This is a genomic window from Hyunsoonleella pacifica, from assembly GCF_004310335.1.
Taxonomy (GTDB): Bacteria; Bacteroidota; Bacteroidia; order Flavobacteriales; family Flavobacteriaceae; genus Jejuia; species Jejuia pacifica.
The window spans coordinates 496,482-512,406 of record NZ_SIRS01000004.1; the positions used below are offsets into that span (position 1 = coordinate 496,482).

Below are 15,925 nucleotides of genomic sequence, written 5' to 3' on the forward strand. Positions count from 1 at the left end.
CAATTGAGAAATTATTTTCAAAAACAAACTTCAAATCATTGCAAAACAATATAATAAGAGCGCATTTTGCACTTTTAGCAACCCACGTCATTTACGCTGCAAATAATTTTATAGCTAAAGGTATCATGCCAGAAAAAGTGAATCCTAACGCACTAGTAATGCTTCGTGTAATAGGAGCTGGCTTACTGTTTTGGGGTATTAAATTTTTTATTAAGGAACGTGTTGCGAAAAAAGACCTCTTTAAACTTGCACTATGTGGTTTGTTTGGAGCATCATTAAATCAATTATCATTTTTTCATGGCCTTAGTTTAACATCTCCTATTGACACATCAATTATAATGACATCGGCTCCTGCAGTAGTTTTCATATTGAGCATCCTATTTTTAAAAGAACAGGTAAGTAACCGTAAAATTTTAGGTATCAGTATTGGAGGTCTAGGAGCTATAGGTTTAGTTTTATATGGACAAGTTGCAGAAGGCAACAGCTCTTTTTTAGGAAATATTTTTGTTTTCTTAAACGTGTTATTCTATTCCTTTTATCAAGTTATTGCAAAACCTTTAATGCGAAAATATCATTTCATTACAATTATAAGTTGGGTATTTTTATTCGGTTTTGTGTTTCTAATTCCATTTGCTTTAAAGGATTTAGTATTAACTACAAACTTTGAAGCCTTTACTACAGACACCTATTTAGCGATAAGCTTCGTTATTTTTTTTACCACCTTTTGCAACTTTCTATTCAATATTTATGCATTAAAACAAGTTTCTGCACCAGTAGTTGCAAGTTACACCTATGCACAACCTGCGGTAAGTTTTATTATTGTTTTAATCCTGTCTTTCATATTTCACAATAACACTTATAATGAGGATATTAATTGGATAAAAATTACGTGCTGTTTTTTAATTATTATCGGTGTATACTTAATAAGTAAGAAGCAGAAAAAAACTTAAAATAGGAGCATTTTAAAACAACAATGTTGATATGTTTTAGTTTATAAAAATACGCATTTCATATACTTTAGTATTTTTACATCGTTAATCCAATACCTTTATGAGTTCATCCTTTGAAAAACACCAAAAACGCCGCTTAGTTTCATCTTATATTTCTGTAGTGATAAGCATCGCTTTAGTATTGTTTTTATTGGGCTTGTTGGGAATGTTAGTATTAAACGCCAAAAAGGTATCCGATCATTTTAAGGAACAAGTCGTAGTTACCATTTACCTAAAAGATACAGCCAAAGAGGTGGAACGCAAACAGCTTGAGAAAAGTTTAGCCATGGCAGATTACATAAAATCTACAGAATATGTCTCAAAAGAACAAGCTGCAGCATTTATGAAAGCCGAAACTGGCGAGGATTTCATGGATTTTGTAGGTTATAATCCGTTACAAAATTCCATCGATGTACATTTAAAAGCAGATTTTGTAACCTCAGAGCATTTAGAAAAAATTTCCACTGAAGCCTTAAACAAGAAATTTGTTGATGAAGTTACTTACGATAACGACTTGGTAAACTTAATGAACGATAACGTTAAAAAAATAAGTTTTTGGGTTTTGGTCATCAGTGGTTTATTCACATTAATCGCTGTTTTACTTATCAATAGCTCATTACGATTAGCCGTTTACTCTAAGCGATTTACCATAAAAACCATGCAAATGGTAGGCGCAACTAAACGCTTTATTCGTCGCCCATTTGTATGGAAAAGTATCCGTTTAGGTATCGTTGGCGCCATTTTAGCCTTAATAGGCATGACTATTGTGCTATATTACATCAACAAATCCTTCCCAGAATTAGAGTTACTCGCAAACCCCGTTTTAATGGTGTTACTTTTTGTAATCGTTTTCGCTTTAGGTATTGTTATTACTTGGATAAGCACACACTTTGCAACACAGCGCTTTTTAAATTTAAAAACAGATGAGTTGTATTATTAGTAAAACTCTATTTTGAGAAGTCTATAAGACGCACTCAAAATTGTTAGTTGAACTAATCCAGCTTCCTAGCGGGATCTTTGCCTACAAACCATGTACGTGAATTAATTTTTAAAATTTTGGGCGTTACCACAAGGGTCGGGCTTTACGTTTCAAGTCCTCGCACCTCCTGCGTCTGGCTGTGGGCTTTCCTCTGCAATCCCTAACGCGCCACTCTTGCTCTAAAACCTACCTCTAACCTTCCAAAAGAGAAGAACACCACGCTTTCTCTAGAAGACTACGAAACATTAACAATAGAAAATTTACTAAGTTTCAAAGCATAACCTTATAGCCAAAAGAAATTTTAAACCCATATTAACACTTCGTTTTTAAATAAATCACTTAATTTGCATTAATTCTATTAAACCATGGGAGAACAAAAACGTAAAGAAGCCTCAAAACCAACATTTGTTTTTGGCAAAAAAAACTATAAATTCATGTTTATTGGTTTAGCATGCATAGCTCTTGGTTTTATATTAATGGCCGGTGGAGGAAGTGATGACCCCAACGTGTTTAACCCTGAAATCTTTTCTTGGAGACGTATTCGTCTAGCGCCAACACTGGTATTAATTGGTTTTGTTATCCAGATTTATGCTATTTTATTGAATCCTGATAAGAAGTAACTCATTCCTGCGAAAGCAGGAATCTCAATCCAACTAAAGACTTTATTTTTCTAGATTCCTGCTTTCGCAGGAATGACAGCAGTCAATTAAATCAAATGTTTTTTAGCAAAATTCTCGGCTATTTTTGTTACATAGTTAAAATCGTTTTCGATAGCATCTTCTAAGTTTTTTGCATAATGCATTACGGCATTGGTGTATTCCAAACCTAATCTTTTAATACCAATTTCATCCAAATCAACAGCACCACAAAATGCAGCTACTTTTACCTTTTGTGCTTTCGCAGAGTCCAAAACCCCTTTAATGGTTTTCCCTGAAAAGGTTTGAGTATCCAATTTACCTTCTCCAGTAATAATCCAATCGGCATTTGCAATGTTTTGATCAAATTTAGCCAAGTCTTTTATTAATGTAATTCCAGGCATAAGGACTCCATTAAGAAATACTTTTGACGCTATACCCATACCGCCAGCGGCACCTGCACCTTTAACAGACTGAGGGTTTACCCCAAAAGTAGATTCTAAAACTTTTGCAAAATCAGAAAGTCCTTTATCTAACATCTCAATATCTAAATCTGTAGCGCCTTTTTGTTTAGCATATACATAGGCAGCACCGTTTTTTCCGTAAAGTGGATTAGAAACATCACAAGCTATTCTAAAATTTACAGCTCCTAACTTTGGCTGAATTTTGGTAGTGTCAATAGTTTTTATATGTGATAAGTTTGCTCCAATGGGTTTTACCTCAGCGTCATCCTCATCTAAAAAGTGATACCCCAAAGCACTTGCCATTCCAATCCCACAATCGTTTGTAGCACTACCACCAATACCTAAGATAATATGTTTTGCACCATGTTCAATAGCATCAATAATTAGTTCGCCTGTACCAAGAGTAGTAGCGTTTTTGCAATCAAACTGTTCTGGTTGTAATAATTTAACTCCAGAAGCTTCGGCCATTTCTATAAATGCCGTTTTAGATACTTCTGCATATAAATAAGACGCTTCTATCGGCTCAAAAAACGGATTGTTTACTGTTGTTGTTATTGTTTTACCTTTCAAGTAATAGTTTACAACTTCAATAGTCCCATCGCCACCATCAGCAAGTGGTAACTTTATAATATCACAATTTGGTGTAACAGCCCGAATACCTTTTTCTACAGCATCACAAAACTCCAATCCTGTTAACGAATTTTTAAACTTATCTGGAGCTAAAACAATTTTCATTCCTCTAAAATACAATTCATTTAACTAAAGTTTAAGCCTTAAAACTTCATTTGTATCACTATTTTAATATTTTTGCGACATGGATGTAATCGACGCTATCATATTAGGTATTATTCAAGGACTTACAGAGTTTCTACCTGTATCTTCAAGTGGACATTTAGAATTGGGAAAAGCTATTTTGGGCGACAACTCCGTTCCTGAAGAAAGCCTTTTATTTACAGTTGTACTTCATTTTGCAACAGCTTTAAGCACCATTGTTATCTTTAGAAAAGATATACTTGAAATTATAAAAGGGATTTTAAAATTTCAATGGAATGAAGACATGCAATTTTTAGCAAAAATTGTGGTGTCCATGCTACCAGCTGTAATTGTAGGTTTATTTTTTGAAGAACAATTAGAAGCTTTATTTGGCGGTAATATTTTACTAGTGGGCTGCATGCTAATTATTACAGCTTTACTTTTATTTTTGGCAGACAAAGCTAAAGACACTAGCAAAAAAGTAAGTTTCTCTAATGCTTTTGTTATAGGAATCTCCCAAGCCATTGCCATGCTTCCTGGCATATCACGTTCAGGTGCTACAATTTCAACATCTGTGTTATTAGGAAACGATAAAACCAAAGCAGCACGTTTTTCATTTTTAATGGTTGTGCCTTTAATTTTTGGGAAAATTGCTAAAGATATTTTAAGTGGTGATATTTCTACTGAAAGTCAAAACTTCACTGCACTTTCTATAGGTTTTATAGCTGCTTTTGTAGCCGGACTTTTTGCCTGTACTTGGATGATTGCTTTAGTAAAGAAAAGCAAATTGTCTTATTTCGCTATATACTGTGTTATTGTTGGTGTTATTGCAATTATTGTATCTCTTTTAAATAACTAATGACTGCTGAAAATTTCTTATCAGGACAGGTTTTACTGATTGATAAACCTTTAAACTGGACGTCCTTTCAAGTGGTTAACAAATTGCGTTGGGAAATACGCCAAGCCTTCAATATTAAAAAAATAAAAGTAGGGCATGCTGGTACTTTAGATCCTTTAGCAACAGGATTATTGGTAATTTGTACTGGTAAAAAAACAAAGGAAATCAATACGTATCAAGGACAAATAAAAGAATATACCGGTTCATTAGTTTTAGGTAGCACAACACCTTCGTTTGATTTAGAAACTGAAATAAATCAAACTTATCCAACAGAGCATATCACAGAAGATGCAATTCATAACACTACTAATGCTTTTATTGGAGACATTCAACAATTTCCTCCTGTATTTTCGGCTATAAAAAAAGACGGAAAACGCTTGTATGAATTTGCTAGAGCTGGAGAAGACGTTGAAATAAAATCAAGAACAGTATCTATTTCAGAGTTTGAAATTACAAATATTAATGGTCTTACTATTGATTTTAGAGTGGTTTGTAGTAAAGGTACTTACATTCGCTCTTTAGCGAATGATTTTGGGAAAGCTTTAAACTCTGGAGCACATCTATCAGCGTTAAGGCGAACCAAAATTGGCGACTTTAATGTGGAAAATGGTATGACTATTGAAGCCTTCATTAGTAGTTTAAACAACTAAAATTTATATATTTACGTATATTTCAATGTAAAAACATTGCTAAAACATAGATTTGAACCTAACAAATCAACATAAAGCCCTATTGTTGACACTGCTGCTTACTGGTACGGTGGTACTTTCTGTTTTTAATTTAAGTTTAAAGAAACAGAATGAAAGAATTGCAGAAAGTTATTACGAACTAGAACCTGAAAAAGAACTTACCGAAGACGAATTAAAACTTCTTGAGGCTTTAGAAAATAAAAATAACGCCAAAGCAGAAACTAATAAAGCGTTTAACGAAACTAAAAACAATAAACACTTTGCCCAAGCTTATAAAACTATTGCACCTCCTGAAGATTACCAACCTCGATCCAGTAATATAAATAGTGAAAATGCTATAGAAAGCTATAAATCTAAGTATAAAACTAATAATCAAGCTAAACTTAAAAGCGAAGATTTATCATCATTTAGTAAAGTGAATGATTTACTAAAAAAACAAAAAGGAGAAGGTGCCAATACCAAGAGTACTGTAAGCTACTCTTTAAAAAATCGTGACGATATTTATATTCCTATTCCCGTTTACCTATGCGAAACAAGTGGGAAAATTGTAGTAAATATTTCTGTAAACTCTGAAGGAGATGTGATTGATGCTTATACAAATACATCATCTACTTCATCCAATGAATGCTTAATTGAACATGCGCTTCAATATGCTAAAGACTCTAGGTTTAGTAAGGATGCTTCTAAAAAAAGCCAAATAGGTTCAATTACATTTAACTTTGTAGGTAAACGGTAGAAGGTTGTAACCTATTTAATATTTCTATAATATCTTCAATTATATTTTTCCCTTTATTATCGTTATACCAGTGTTGTAAGTCTTCTTTAAAACTTTGAGTAAGCGCTCCATTAATAGCTATAAATCTATTTACATAACCTGTTGCTTCACTTGGTCTTGGGCCATAAGTGTCTAAAACTTCTCCAGAGTTATTATCTATGATGATTAATTTAGGTATTGCTTTTTTTCCGTAGGTTAAAAAGGCATCCATCAATAATGGGTTTTCATCTCGAAGTACAACACGATACTTTATATTAGGAGCTACCTCAGCAATTTTATTAAGTACAGGTAAAATGTGTGCAGCATCTCCACACCAGCTTTCTGCAATTACCAACCAAGTTATCTGGAAATTAAATTTTAAGAGGTTTGTCCTTGATTGTGCAGAAACTTTTAATGTTTTATCCCAACGCTTCATACGCCTATCATTCAGCTTTGTATAATGTATTAATGCTTGCGACTGATTATGACCAGTGGTAGCACTTTTTTGAGCCAATTCTTCCACTAAGGCACGATATGCTTCATAAGACATACTGCGTTTAATTCCAGATTCTATAATGCGTTTCATGATAAATATTTTAAAGCCTTAATAACAAATGTAACTGGAACGCTATTGTAATCTGCTGACTTTTATCATATTTAAGAGAAACAAGACTACTTTAACAAAAAAAGTAGCTCATAAAGAGCTACTTTTAAAATTAGTATTAACCTTATACAATACTAAACACAAGCTTCAGATTCAAACCTGCAAAGCATTTTTGTTATATCATCAATAATATTTTGTCCCTTATTTTTATTATACCATACTTGTAAATCTTCCTTAAATTCAGGTGTTAATTTACCATGTTCCACTTTATAAGCATTCACTAAACCTGTTGCTTCACTTGGTCTTGGTCCAAAAGTATCCAAAACCTCTCCTGTTTCATTATCAATTATAATCAACTTAGCAATAGCTCTACCTCCATTGGTTAAAAACATATCCATAAGCTCTAAGTTTTCATCACGAAGCACCAGTCTTAAATCAATATTTGGGTTAAGTTCTGCCAGTTTATTTAAAACAGGAATAACATGAGCTGCATCACCACACCAGCTCTCTGTAATAACCAACCAAGTGATAGATTGATTAAAATCCGAAACTTTAGTTTTAACTTCCTCAGATACCTTCAAAGTTTTATCCCAACGTTTCATACGGCGTGCATTAAGCCTCGTATAATTGATTAATGCTTCTGTTTGTTGTATACCCGTCGTACCATTGTTATCTGCCAAAGTGTTTACTAAATCCTTGTAGGCATCATACGATATACTCTTTTTTAAACTCTCTTGAATTGTTGGGTGTATCATTTTTATTTTTTTATTATCTACTTTGTCTAATTTAATACTACATCCTTACGCAATAGTGTACGAAGTAATAATTTTTATTATAAATCTAGCGTAACATTAGTTGCATTTTCTCATTGTTTTTCTAAAATATTTCACTGAAATTTATCGCACCAAATATTAAAAAAAAGAGTAACTTTAATTCTCAAATTCTCACTTATATGAATGAAAAACATAGATGCGGTTGGTGTGTTGGTGATCCGCTATACGAGGCATATCATGATGAAGAATGGGGCGTTCCTGTTTATGATGATGACACACTATTTGAATTTTTAATTTTGGAAACCTTTCAAGCAGGATTAAGTTGGATAACCGTATTACGCAAACGAGAGAATTTCAGGAAAGCTTTTGATAGTTTTAATTATAAAAAAATAGCGAATTACAATCAGGATAAAGTTGATGCATTACTTCAAGATGCCAGTATTATTCGTAATAAGCTAAAAGTTAACGCTACTATTACTAATGCACAATCCTTTATAAAAACACAAGAAGAGTTTGGTAGTTTTAGCTCTTATATATGGAATTTTGTTGATAATAAACCCATAAAAAATAAACTTAAAGACTACAAAAATGCACCTGCCAATACACCTTTAAGTGATACAATAAGTAAAGATTTAAAAAAAAGAGGGTTTAAGTTTGTTGGCACCACTGTTGTATATGCACATATGCAAGCTACTGGTATGGTAAATGACCATGAAATGAATTGTTTTAGGTATAATGAAGTATAGTTTTTTTATCTGCTTACTATGGTTTTCTTTTTCTTTTTCTCAAGTTAAAGATGAGAAAGAAGAACGTATTTCGCTTTCTGAATTTCCTAAAATTGCCCAAAACTATTTTAGTAACTTTTCTGATCAAGTAAAATATTTAAAATTTTATCGTGAAACTGATGGCGAAAAACAAAGTTTTGAGGCAAAGTTTAAAATACACAAGTTATACTATAGTGCTGAATTTGATGCACTTGGAAAATTAGAAGATATTGAGATAGTAATTAAAAAAAGACATATTGCCAAAGAAGTTTTAACTAGAATTATGGCATATTTTGAGGCTAATTATAAAAAAACTAGACTATTAAAAATCCAAAAGCAATACGTAAATCACACAAATACAAACGATAAATCATTTATACAGCATATTGTGGATAATCCTAACGACAGGTATACTCACTTTGAAATTATTGCTGAAACAAAAACTGAGAAACTACGTGAATTAAGTGAATTCACTTTTAATAAAAATGGCAACTTTGAAAGTTCTCGTAAAGTTACTTCATCATCTTACGAACATGCGTTGTATTAAATCGCTTATTCTTTCTATTGGGTTATATCTTGTAAGTACAAACCTGTTTGCTCAAAATAATTTTACAGGTTTTGGGGAGTCAGTTTTAGCAGTAAATCACAAGATATCTCAATCTTACACTGTGAATTTTGCTCTTGAGACACGTTATTTTATACATAGAAATAATACTTTCCTTTTAAATTACCAGCAGATTGATTTCGCACATTTTTCTACATTAAATTTAAACTACAATCATTCTTTAAGTTTAGGTTTAGAATATAGAAATAGAGCTGTTTTTAATGAAGGTTCTAATGAGTTTCGTACTACAGAACAATACAACTACAAAACACAAAAATTAGGCGTACGTTATGGTCATCGTTTTAGAAGTGAACAACGGTTTTTTGAAAATGAAACAGTTTTTAGACAACGCTATCGTTTTGCTGTAGATTTTCCCTTAAATGGAGAAAAATTAGATATTGGCGAAGCTTACTTGGTTAGTTCCTCAGAAAGTTTATTGAGCTTAAGTAAATTTATTAAGCCAGAAATAGATATTAGGTTATCATCACAAATAGGATGGCAGATTACCGAACAGTTAAAATTACAAACTGGTTTAGAATATCGTTTAGGAGCGTTTAATTTAGAGGCAAGTCATCAAGTTTTTTTGTTAACTACTGGGGTTTTAAAAATATAAATTAAAGTTATCCTTTTAAAACCTTTAGAAATTTGTCTCTCGGCATTTCCTCTGCCCCTAAACTAGCTAAATGATTTGTGAAAACTTGGCAATCTATAAGTTTATAATCGGTATTCTGAATAAATGATATAAATCCAACTTTACTAGCGTTACTTTCTTTTGCAAACATACTTTCGCCAGTAAAAATACCATTACCCAAATCTATACCGTATAATCCTCCAACTAGATTACTACTGTTCCAAACTTCAATAGATTTTGCATAACCTAAATTATGCATTTCTGTATAAGCATCAATCATATTATTTGTAATCCAAGTACCTTGTTGTCCACTTCTTTTTGCTTCAGCACAAGCCTTTATAACATCAACAAATGCATTATTTACTGTAACAGTATAATCTTTATTGCGTAACACTTTCCGCATACTTTTAGACACCTTAAGCTTTTTTGGAAACAAAACAAAACGTGGGTCTGGGCTCCACCACAAAATAGGTTCATCACTTTCAAACCATGGGAATATGCCAGAACGGTACGCAAGCAATAAGCGAGCTACAGATAAATCGCCACCAATAGCTAAGATACCTTCCTCGGATGCCTCTGAAATATCAGGAAACCACAACGCTTCTGTTAAGAACTTCACTTAATACTAAATTTTTCTCTGCCTAATTAAAGACGACTACAATTTTTTTATAAAAATAAGAAACCTCAATGCTTTTTAAAAACATTGAGGTTTGTTTTATTATAAATCTATCTTTTGATTTTGTAAATCGAAAAGAAACTATTTTACAAGAATTAAAAAGGTAAATCGTCGTGATCTCCTTCATTTAAATCTCCAGCAGGCTCAAAAGCATCAGCAGGTGGTACAGGAGGTACATTTTCTCCTGCTGTAGCTTGTTGTATTGCTTCTATTCTCCAACCTTGTACTGAGTTAAAATATTTTGTCTCACCTTGTGGATTTACCCACTCTCTTCCTCTAAGGTTGATATTAACTTTTACTTGCTGACCAACTTGGTAATTATTTAATAAATCGGTCTTATCTTGTACAAATTCAACCAATATATGCTGAGGATATTGCTCCTCTGTAGTTACTACAACTTCTCTTTTTCTAAATCCGTTACTCCCAAAAGTTTGAGTCTCACCAATCATTTTAATTCTTCCTTGAACTTCCATATATTCTATATTTATTTAATTTGATTTCTATTATAATACTTCTATTTCAATCTCTAATCATTACTTAATGATACATTTTTTCTAACTTAATAATACTTTCCAAGCACTTTGCACATCTCCAAAACTTAAATATTTATGTGCAAGTTTATGCTTCTCTCTATGATTTGCTTCTTTTATTTTAGGATAACGCTCCCCTATATCACTTATAAAACTAGCAACTTCAGTTTCACTCGGTAATGCTTCTACGTTACCTAACATCCCTAAATCGTTTCCCGTTAAAATCATACTATTTTTCACATGATCTGGAAAACTATCAACCCCAATACCTTTTGAAGACAACGGTTTGGGTATTTCAAAAAAGCCTTTGCTTGCTCGAGTATAAAAGCTGCCTCCAGCACGCGCTACCAAATCTAATTTCTTTTGATTAATAGTTTCATCTTCATTCAAAAACTCATCATCTACATGAAATTTTAGGACTTCACAAATCACTAAATTTCCTGCACCACCTTCAGTTCCTAATTTCACAACCTCATTAACCTTACACTCAAACTGAATAGGAGATTCCGCAACACGAAATGGTTGAACAACATCAGATTTTAACATGGTTAATCCAGCTTTTTCAAACTCGTTAACTAATTCAGCATATTCTGTACTAGCTAGAGACATTTGATGTACCAAATCGTAATTTACTACATTTATAACAACTTCCTTTACAGCTTCAACATTCTGCAATGTGTGTTTGGTAGTGTTATCTTTCACCTTTCTAGCAGGAGAGAAAATTAAAATTGGTGGATTAGCACTAAACACATTAAAAAAGCTAAATGGCGATAAATTGGGATTGCCCCTTTCATCAATAGTACTAGCAAACGCTATAGGTCTTGGTGCAACTGCACTCAGTAAAAGACTATGTAATTTACTGGTTGTTAAAGCACTTGGAATGTATGATGCCATTTATTTTTTCAATTTGAACAAATGTAACTATTCTCGTAATCATCTAAAAACTGATTTACTAACAACTAAGACAATAATATTAACAGATTTACATTATATTACAGGTTAAATAATTTTTGAATGATTTTTACAAAGTATTCCAACACGTTTCGTTGGATAATGATAGTACTTTCTTTCCTTATTGTAACTTTAATTTTGTGGAACACCTATGTGTTTTTTCAGAATTTTAAGGAAGAAGAACGTGTAAAAATGGAAAACTGGTCGTTCGCTCAAGATGAACTTATAAAGTCTGATAACAACACCAATTTAAATCTTACCCTTAAGATTTTACAAAGCAACAATACCACTCCAATGATTGTTATTAATGAAGATGGTAGTATTGATAATCATTCCAATTTAAACGAAAACAAAATAAACGACCCAAAATATGTAGAGAAGATTATCAATCGTTTTAAACAAGAAAACAACCCTATTGATGTAATCATAAATGGCAAATTATTCCAGACCATTTATTACGGTAACTCTCCTCTGCTAAACAAGTTAAAATACTATCCCTTAGCATTATTGCTTATCATTTTCCTTTTTGCAGGTGTTATTTACTTTTTTTACAAGAGTAATAAAAATGCTAGCCAGAACAAGCTATGGAGTGGCATGGCAAAAGAAACGGCTCACCAAATTGGCACGCCTTTATCTTCTTTAATTGGATGGACTGAACTATTAAAAACTGAAAATGTTAACCCAGAATATATTGCTGAAATTGAAAAAGATATAGACAGGTTACAGACTATTACAGAACGCTTCAGTAAAATAGGGTCATTACCTACTCTTGAAACAACTGATATTGTGGAAGAGACAAGACAAGCTTATGAATATTTAAAACGACGCTCTTCAAATTTAGTGGAATTTAATATTATTACTCCTGAAGACAATATCCCAGTAAAAATAAACAAACAACTATATGGTTGGACTATTGAAAACCTAGTTAAAAATGGTATTGATGCCATGAAAGGTAGAGGAAAAATAATTATTAAAATTTCGCAATTAGAAAACAATGTAAAAGTAAGTGTAAGCGACACAGGAAAAGGCATCCCTAAAAAGAATTTCAATACAATTTTTGAACCTGGATATACTACAAAAAAACGAGGTTGGGGATTAGGCTTATCACTTACCAAACGTATCGTTGAAGATTTTCATGATGGTAAAATAAAAGTACTTAATTCAACTTTAGGAAAAGGTACTACAATTCAAATCAGTTTAAAACGTGAAAACTAATGAAGACTGAAGAACTAATCCTCGTAAAAAAAGTAGATTTAAAAAACAATTGCCCTGAATGTTTTAGTAAAGATGGTTTACAATTGACGTTTAAACAAAAATTTGTTGAAACGGCGTTCTACAAATCTATTACGAATAGTGTGAGTCATGAAATATTTTGCAACACTTGTAATAGTATTATTTACCCAGAACGTTGGACGGATGATATAGAGCGTGTTTTTGAATATCACAAAAAGGCATTTACGCCAAAATCAACATCAAAAAGCTTTAAAAACATATTTTGGATACTACTTATTGCAGGATTGGCTATTTCTTTTACACTGGCATTCCTTGCAGTATTTAATTTGGAATAGCAGTAATCCTAAAAATTAGCTGCAATAGCGGCAGCAGTTTTTTGAAAATCTTCGGGTGCCATTTGTACTTTTTTAATAAAGCGCGCCTCATCCATGGAATGTAACGGAATTAAATGCACATGAGCATGTGGCACTTCCAAGCCTATTACCGTGAGTCCAACACGATTACAAGGTATCGTTTTTTCTATGGCTAAAGCCACTTTTCGAGAAAAATGCATCAAACCACTATAAGTATCTTCGTCTAAATCAAACAACCTATCCACTTCCTTTTTAGGTATGCATAGCGTATGTCCTTCAGTATTAGGATTCACATCCAAAAACGCCAAAAAACCATCTGTTTCCGCTACCTTGTAACACGGAATCTCTCCGTTTACAATTTTAGTGAAGATTGAAGCCATATATATTTACCTAGAAATTTCAATAACATCAAACTTCATAACGCCATTAGGTACTTGAATTTCAGCAACCTCACCTACAGATTTCCCTAAAAGTCCCTTTCCGATAGGAGAATTTACAGAAATTTTACCTGATGCTAAATCAGCCTCTCCATCAGCAACCAAAGTATAGGTCATCTCCATACCATTAGTTTGGTTTTTTATCTTTACTTTAGAAAGTACTAACGCTTTAGAAGTATCTAATTGAGACTCATCTATAACACGCGCTCCTGCAAGAGCCTCTTCCAACTTAGCAATACGCATTTCTAGCATACCTTGCGCTTCCTTAGCTGCATCATATTCAGCATTCTCACTTAAATCGCCTTTATCTCTTGCTTCAGCAATCGCTTTAGACGCCTTTACACGCTCAACGTCCTTTAGTTGTTGTAACTCGTCTCGCAATTTTTTTAACCCCTCAGGTGTATAGTAAGATACTTTACTCATAACTTCATATTAAATAATTAATAATTTCTTTCGTTATAGCTAAAAAAGATCCCGAAACAAGTTCGGGACAAAAGAAAAAATCCCGCTTTCACGAGATTGTAAAGCAAATATACAAAATATTTAAGTGCGTTTGTATTTTATCGTAAATTGCGACTTAATTTTCAAGATTTTATGAGAATCCTCATTCCTATCATTTGTTTCCTAATATTTACTAACTGTAACAGCAATTCTATGGATAACGAAAACTGCCAATTTCTATTAGATATTACTGTAAACGAGTCTATTAATTTAAAATTCCCACAGTTTAGTCAGTTGCAATTTCCTAGCAATCCTGTATATGTACCTAATGCTGGTAATGGCGGTATTATCGTTACAAATACTGGAGGTAGTTTTGCCGCTTTTGATGCGGCAGATCCAAACCGTATATTTGAAGCCTGTTCTATTTTAACCATAGAAGGTCTCAATGGTGTATCTAGTTGCGATGATAAAAATGAATATAATCTATTTACAGGGCAACCAGTCAACAATGGCAATTTAAGATGTTCCCTAAGACGCTACCGAACAGAACTAAACGGCAATATTTTAGTTATTTTTAACTAAATCAAAAACTATCCAATACCACCTTTTAGATTTACAAAAGAAACATTCTCTAAATTATCTTCTAAAAAGCTTATGGCTCTTGCACTTCTAATTCCAGATTTACAGTAAACTACCAATGGCTTAGAAATGTCAATTTCTTTAAATCTACTAGTCAATTCGCCTAAAGGTATGTGTTGTCCTCCAATATGGTGTTGTTCTCTTTCCCAAGTTTCTCTTACATCTAACAAATTGTATATGTCTTTATTAGCACCTAAATCTTCTAGTGTTATTTCTTTTTCTATTTGAGGAACTCCACAAAAGACATCGTAATTCGATTCTAAACTTGTAATGTTTAAGCTTTCGTTTTTACTAAACTTAAATTGCATTTGCTGCATGGTAAGCGCATTAAATGTCAATAATTTTCCAGAAAGTATTTCTCCTAATCCTAAAATTATCTTCAGCGTTTCGTTGGCTTGAAAGTTACCTACAATACCTGGTAATACGCCTAAAACCCCAATCTCTGAACACGAAGGCACAGACCCGTGTGAAGGAGGTGTTGGATACAAACACCTATAGGTTGGTCCGTTGTTATAATTGAAAACGGTTACCTGCCCTTCAAACTTAAAAATCGAACCAAAAACTAGGGGTTTGTTTGTTAAAACTGCTGCATCGTTACACAAATATCTGGTTTGAAAGTTATCGGAACCATCAACAATAATATCATAATTTTCAAATAGTGCTAAGGCATTTGTGGTACTTAAAAATTCTTGATGTACATTAAATTTTACATACGGATTTAATTGTTTTAACCTACTGGCTGCACATTTTGCTTTTGGCTTTCCTACATCATCAACTGTATACAAAATTTGGCGTTGTAGGTTAGACACATCAACTGTATCGCCATCTACAATACCAATAGTGCCCACGCCTGCAGCTGTTAAATATTGAAGAATTGGGCAACCTAATCCGCCAGCACCAACTACCAATACTTTGGCTTGTTTTAGCTTTTCTTGTCCTTCTACTCCAATTTCATTTAATAGTAAATGACGGCTATAAAATTTTTTTTCGTTTTGACTTAACATTGTTCTTGAACTAAAGATATCGGTTTTGTATAAGAATAGTGTGGTTTTGTGTGCGAGGATTTTCCGCAGGAAAATCAGACGTAACAAAATTGCACTAACCTTTAATTAAGCACTAACTACCGCA

The 15,925-nt window shown here is 32.8% G+C and carries 21 protein-coding genes; 12 read left to right on the forward strand and 9 right to left on the reverse strand.

Annotated features, from left to right (window positions below):
• Nucleotides 1-38: 38 nt before the first annotated feature.
• The 3 genes from EYD46_RS11490 to EYD46_RS11500 all read left to right on the forward strand — a co-directional run bounded on the left by EYD46_RS11490 (nt 39) and on the right by EYD46_RS11500 (nt 2,588).
• Nucleotides 39-950, forward strand: coding sequence for a DMT family transporter (locus tag EYD46_RS11490; protein WP_165454375.1), 912 nt, complete (start codon nt 39-41; stop codon nt 948-950).
• Between the two features lie 100 nt (nt 951-1,050).
• Nucleotides 1,051-1,929: a cell division protein FtsX gene (locus EYD46_RS11495; protein ID WP_130937292.1), complete on the forward strand. Its 879-nt coding sequence runs from the start codon at nt 1,051-1,053 to the stop codon at nt 1,927-1,929.
• A gap of 404 nt (nt 1,930-2,333) precedes the next feature.
• Nucleotides 2,334-2,588: a DUF3098 domain-containing protein gene (locus tag EYD46_RS11500; protein WP_130937293.1), complete on the forward strand. Its 255-nt coding sequence runs from the start codon at nt 2,334-2,336 to the stop codon at nt 2,586-2,588.
• A gap of 86 nt (nt 2,589-2,674) precedes the next feature.
• Here EYD46_RS11500 and EYD46_RS11505 read toward each other — a convergent pair whose 3' ends face one another.
• Nucleotides 2,675-3,802: a glycerate kinase gene (locus EYD46_RS11505; protein WP_130937294.1), complete on the reverse strand. Its 1,128-nt coding sequence runs from the start codon at nt 3,800-3,802 to the stop codon at nt 2,675-2,677.
• A 79-nt stretch (nt 3,803-3,881) separates the two neighbouring features.
• On the opposite strand from EYD46_RS11505, the gene EYD46_RS11510 reads away from it, so the two are divergent.
• The 3 genes from EYD46_RS11510 to EYD46_RS11520 are packed head-to-tail and all read left to right on the forward strand — an operon-like array spanning nt 3,882 to nt 6,143.
• Nucleotides 3,882-4,679, forward strand: a complete 798-nt coding sequence (locus EYD46_RS11510; protein ID WP_130937295.1) for an undecaprenyl-diphosphate phosphatase — start codon at nt 3,882-3,884, stop codon at nt 4,677-4,679.
• Nucleotides 4,679-5,368, forward strand: coding sequence for a tRNA pseudouridine(55) synthase TruB (gene truB, locus EYD46_RS11515; protein WP_130937296.1), 690 nt, complete (start codon nt 4,679-4,681; stop codon nt 5,366-5,368). The genes EYD46_RS11510 and truB overlap by 1 nt, the downstream gene beginning before the upstream one ends.
• A 52-nt stretch (nt 5,369-5,420) precedes the next feature.
• Nucleotides 5,421-6,143: a hypothetical protein gene (locus tag EYD46_RS11520; RefSeq protein WP_229731340.1), complete on the forward strand. Its 723-nt coding sequence runs from the start codon at nt 5,421-5,423 to the stop codon at nt 6,141-6,143.
• Here EYD46_RS11520 and EYD46_RS11525 read toward each other — a convergent pair.
• Nucleotides 6,121-6,747: a thioredoxin family protein gene (locus tag EYD46_RS11525; protein ID WP_130937297.1), complete on the reverse strand. Its 627-nt coding sequence runs from the start codon at nt 6,745-6,747 to the stop codon at nt 6,121-6,123. The two genes, EYD46_RS11520 and EYD46_RS11525, sit on opposite strands and share 23 nt — an antisense overlap.
• Before the next feature lie 152 nt (nt 6,748-6,899).
• Nucleotides 6,900-7,520 carry a thioredoxin family protein gene (locus EYD46_RS11530; protein WP_130937298.1) on the reverse strand — a complete coding sequence of 207 codons (621 nt, stop codon included), beginning with the start codon at nt 7,518-7,520 and terminating at the stop codon, nt 6,900-6,902.
• Between the two features lie 197 nt (nt 7,521-7,717).
• On the opposite strand from EYD46_RS11530, the gene EYD46_RS11535 reads away from it, so the two are divergent.
• Genes EYD46_RS11535 through EYD46_RS11545 form a run of 3 tightly spaced genes read left to right on the forward strand, consistent with a single transcriptional unit; the run spans nt 7,718 to nt 9,519 of the window.
• Nucleotides 7,718-8,284, forward strand: a complete 567-nt coding sequence (locus EYD46_RS11535; RefSeq protein ID WP_130937299.1) for a DNA-3-methyladenine glycosylase I — start codon at nt 7,718-7,720, stop codon at nt 8,282-8,284.
• Nucleotides 8,274-8,849 (forward strand): hypothetical protein, encoded by a 576-nt coding sequence (locus EYD46_RS11540; RefSeq protein ID WP_130937300.1) that lies wholly within the window; start codon nt 8,274-8,276, stop codon nt 8,847-8,849. The genes EYD46_RS11535 and EYD46_RS11540 overlap by 11 nt, the downstream gene beginning before the upstream one ends.
• Nucleotides 8,836-9,519 (forward strand): DUF2490 domain-containing protein, encoded by a 684-nt coding sequence (locus tag EYD46_RS11545; protein ID WP_130937301.1) that lies wholly within the window; start codon nt 8,836-8,838, stop codon nt 9,517-9,519. The genes EYD46_RS11540 and EYD46_RS11545 overlap by 14 nt, the downstream gene beginning before the upstream one ends.
• Before the next feature lie 7 nt (nt 9,520-9,526).
• Here EYD46_RS11545 and aat read toward each other — a convergent pair whose 3' ends face one another.
• From aat to EYD46_RS11560, 3 genes are all read right to left on the reverse strand, one after another.
• Nucleotides 9,527-10,156 carry a leucyl/phenylalanyl-tRNA--protein transferase gene (gene aat, locus EYD46_RS11550; RefSeq protein WP_130937302.1) on the reverse strand — a complete coding sequence of 210 codons (630 nt, stop codon included), beginning with the start codon at nt 10,154-10,156 and terminating at the stop codon, nt 9,527-9,529.
• Between the two features lie 152 nt (nt 10,157-10,308).
• Entirely contained in the window at nt 10,309-10,686 is a 378-nt protein-coding gene (locus EYD46_RS11555) for a DUF3127 domain-containing protein (protein WP_130937303.1), read from the reverse strand.
• A gap of 81 nt (nt 10,687-10,767) precedes the next feature.
• On the reverse strand, nt 10,768-11,637 hold the full coding sequence (locus EYD46_RS11560; RefSeq protein ID WP_130937304.1) for a flavin reductase family protein: 870 nt from the start codon (nt 11,635-11,637) through the stop codon (nt 10,768-10,770).
• 120 nt (nt 11,638-11,757) lie between these two features.
• On the opposite strand from EYD46_RS11560, the gene EYD46_RS11565 reads away from it, so the two are divergent.
• The gene (locus EYD46_RS11565) at nt 11,758-12,909 is read left to right on the forward strand and encodes a sensor histidine kinase (protein ID WP_130937305.1); all 1,152 of its coding nucleotides are present in this window, start codon (nt 11,758-11,760) and stop codon (nt 12,907-12,909) included.
• Nucleotides 12,909-13,262 carry a hypothetical protein gene (locus EYD46_RS11570; protein WP_130937306.1) on the forward strand — a complete coding sequence of 118 codons (354 nt, stop codon included), beginning with the start codon at nt 12,909-12,911 and terminating at the stop codon, nt 13,260-13,262. The genes EYD46_RS11565 and EYD46_RS11570 overlap by 1 nt, the downstream gene beginning before the upstream one ends.
• 8 nt (nt 13,263-13,270) lie before the next feature.
• On the opposite strand, the gene EYD46_RS11575 is transcribed toward EYD46_RS11570, so the two are convergent.
• Together EYD46_RS11575 and greA are read right to left on the reverse strand one after the other, a co-directional pair.
• The gene (locus EYD46_RS11575; RefSeq protein WP_130937307.1) at nt 13,271-13,660 is read right to left on the reverse strand and encodes an HIT family protein; all 390 of its coding nucleotides are present in this window, start codon (nt 13,658-13,660) and stop codon (nt 13,271-13,273) included.
• A gap of 6 nt (nt 13,661-13,666) precedes the next feature.
• Entirely contained in the window at nt 13,667-14,140 is a 474-nt protein-coding gene (gene greA / locus EYD46_RS11580) for a transcription elongation factor GreA (protein ID WP_130937308.1), read from the reverse strand.
• Between the two features lie 231 nt (nt 14,141-14,371).
• Between greA and EYD46_RS11585 the strand changes: the two genes are divergently transcribed.
• The gene (locus EYD46_RS11585; RefSeq protein ID WP_130937309.1) at nt 14,372-14,740 is read left to right on the forward strand and encodes a Rieske (2Fe-2S) protein; all 369 of its coding nucleotides are present in this window, start codon (nt 14,372-14,374) and stop codon (nt 14,738-14,740) included.
• Between the two features lie 8 nt (nt 14,741-14,748).
• Here the strand turns inward: EYD46_RS11585 and moeB are convergent, their stop codons facing one another.
• On the reverse strand, nt 14,749-15,801 hold the full coding sequence (gene moeB / locus EYD46_RS11590; RefSeq protein WP_130937310.1) for a molybdopterin-synthase adenylyltransferase MoeB: 1,053 nt from the start codon (nt 15,799-15,801) through the stop codon (nt 14,749-14,751).
• Between the last annotated feature and the right edge of the window lie 124 nt (nt 15,802-15,925).

Bases quoted from the DNA above. Each gene is read 5' to 3' on its own strand.
- EYD46_RS11570 (WP_130937306.1), top strand. From the start codon at position 12,909: ATGAAGACTGAAGAACTAATCCTCGTAAAAAAAGTAGATTTAAAAAAC.
- EYD46_RS11505 (WP_130937294.1), bottom strand. From the start codon at position 3,802: ATGAAAATTGTTTTAGCTCCAGATAAGTTTAAAAATTCGTTAACAGGA.
- EYD46_RS11495 (WP_130937292.1), top strand. From the start codon at position 1,051: ATGAGTTCATCCTTTGAAAAACACCAAAAACGCCGCTTAGTTTCATCT.
- EYD46_RS11565 (WP_130937305.1), top strand. From the start codon at position 11,758: ATGATTTTTACAAAGTATTCCAACACGTTTCGTTGGATAATGATAGTA.
- greA (WP_130937308.1), bottom strand. From the start codon at position 14,140: ATGAGTAAAGTATCTTACTATACACCTGAGGGGTTAAAAAAATTGCGA.
- truB (WP_130937296.1), top strand. From the start codon at position 4,679: ATGACTGCTGAAAATTTCTTATCAGGACAGGTTTTACTGATTGATAAA.
- EYD46_RS11530 (WP_130937298.1), bottom strand. From the start codon at position 7,520: ATGATACACCCAACAATTCAAGAGAGTTTAAAAAAGAGTATATCGTAT.
- EYD46_RS11540 (WP_130937300.1), top strand. From the start codon at position 8,274: ATGAAGTATAGTTTTTTTATCTGCTTACTATGGTTTTCTTTTTCTTTT.
- EYD46_RS11545 (WP_130937301.1), top strand. From the start codon at position 8,836: ATGCGTTGTATTAAATCGCTTATTCTTTCTATTGGGTTATATCTTGTA.
- EYD46_RS11525 (WP_130937297.1), bottom strand. From the start codon at position 6,747: ATGAAACGCATTATAGAATCTGGAATTAAACGCAGTATGTCTTATGAA.
- EYD46_RS11575 (WP_130937307.1), bottom strand. From the start codon at position 13,660: ATGGCTTCAATCTTCACTAAAATTGTAAACGGAGAGATTCCGTGTTAC.
- EYD46_RS11500 (WP_130937293.1), top strand. From the start codon at position 2,334: ATGGGAGAACAAAAACGTAAAGAAGCCTCAAAACCAACATTTGTTTTT.
- moeB (WP_130937310.1), bottom strand. From the start codon at position 15,801: ATGTTAAGTCAAAACGAAAAAAAATTTTATAGCCGTCATTTACTATTA.
- EYD46_RS11535 (WP_130937299.1), top strand. From the start codon at position 7,718: ATGAATGAAAAACATAGATGCGGTTGGTGTGTTGGTGATCCGCTATAC.
- EYD46_RS11585 (WP_130937309.1), top strand. From the start codon at position 14,372: ATGGATAACGAAAACTGCCAATTTCTATTAGATATTACTGTAAACGAG.
- EYD46_RS11510 (WP_130937295.1), top strand. From the start codon at position 3,882: ATGGATGTAATCGACGCTATCATATTAGGTATTATTCAAGGACTTACA.
- EYD46_RS11555 (WP_130937303.1), bottom strand. From the start codon at position 10,686: ATGGAAGTTCAAGGAAGAATTAAAATGATTGGTGAGACTCAAACTTTT.
- EYD46_RS11560 (WP_130937304.1), bottom strand. From the start codon at position 11,637: ATGGCATCATACATTCCAAGTGCTTTAACAACCAGTAAATTACATAGT.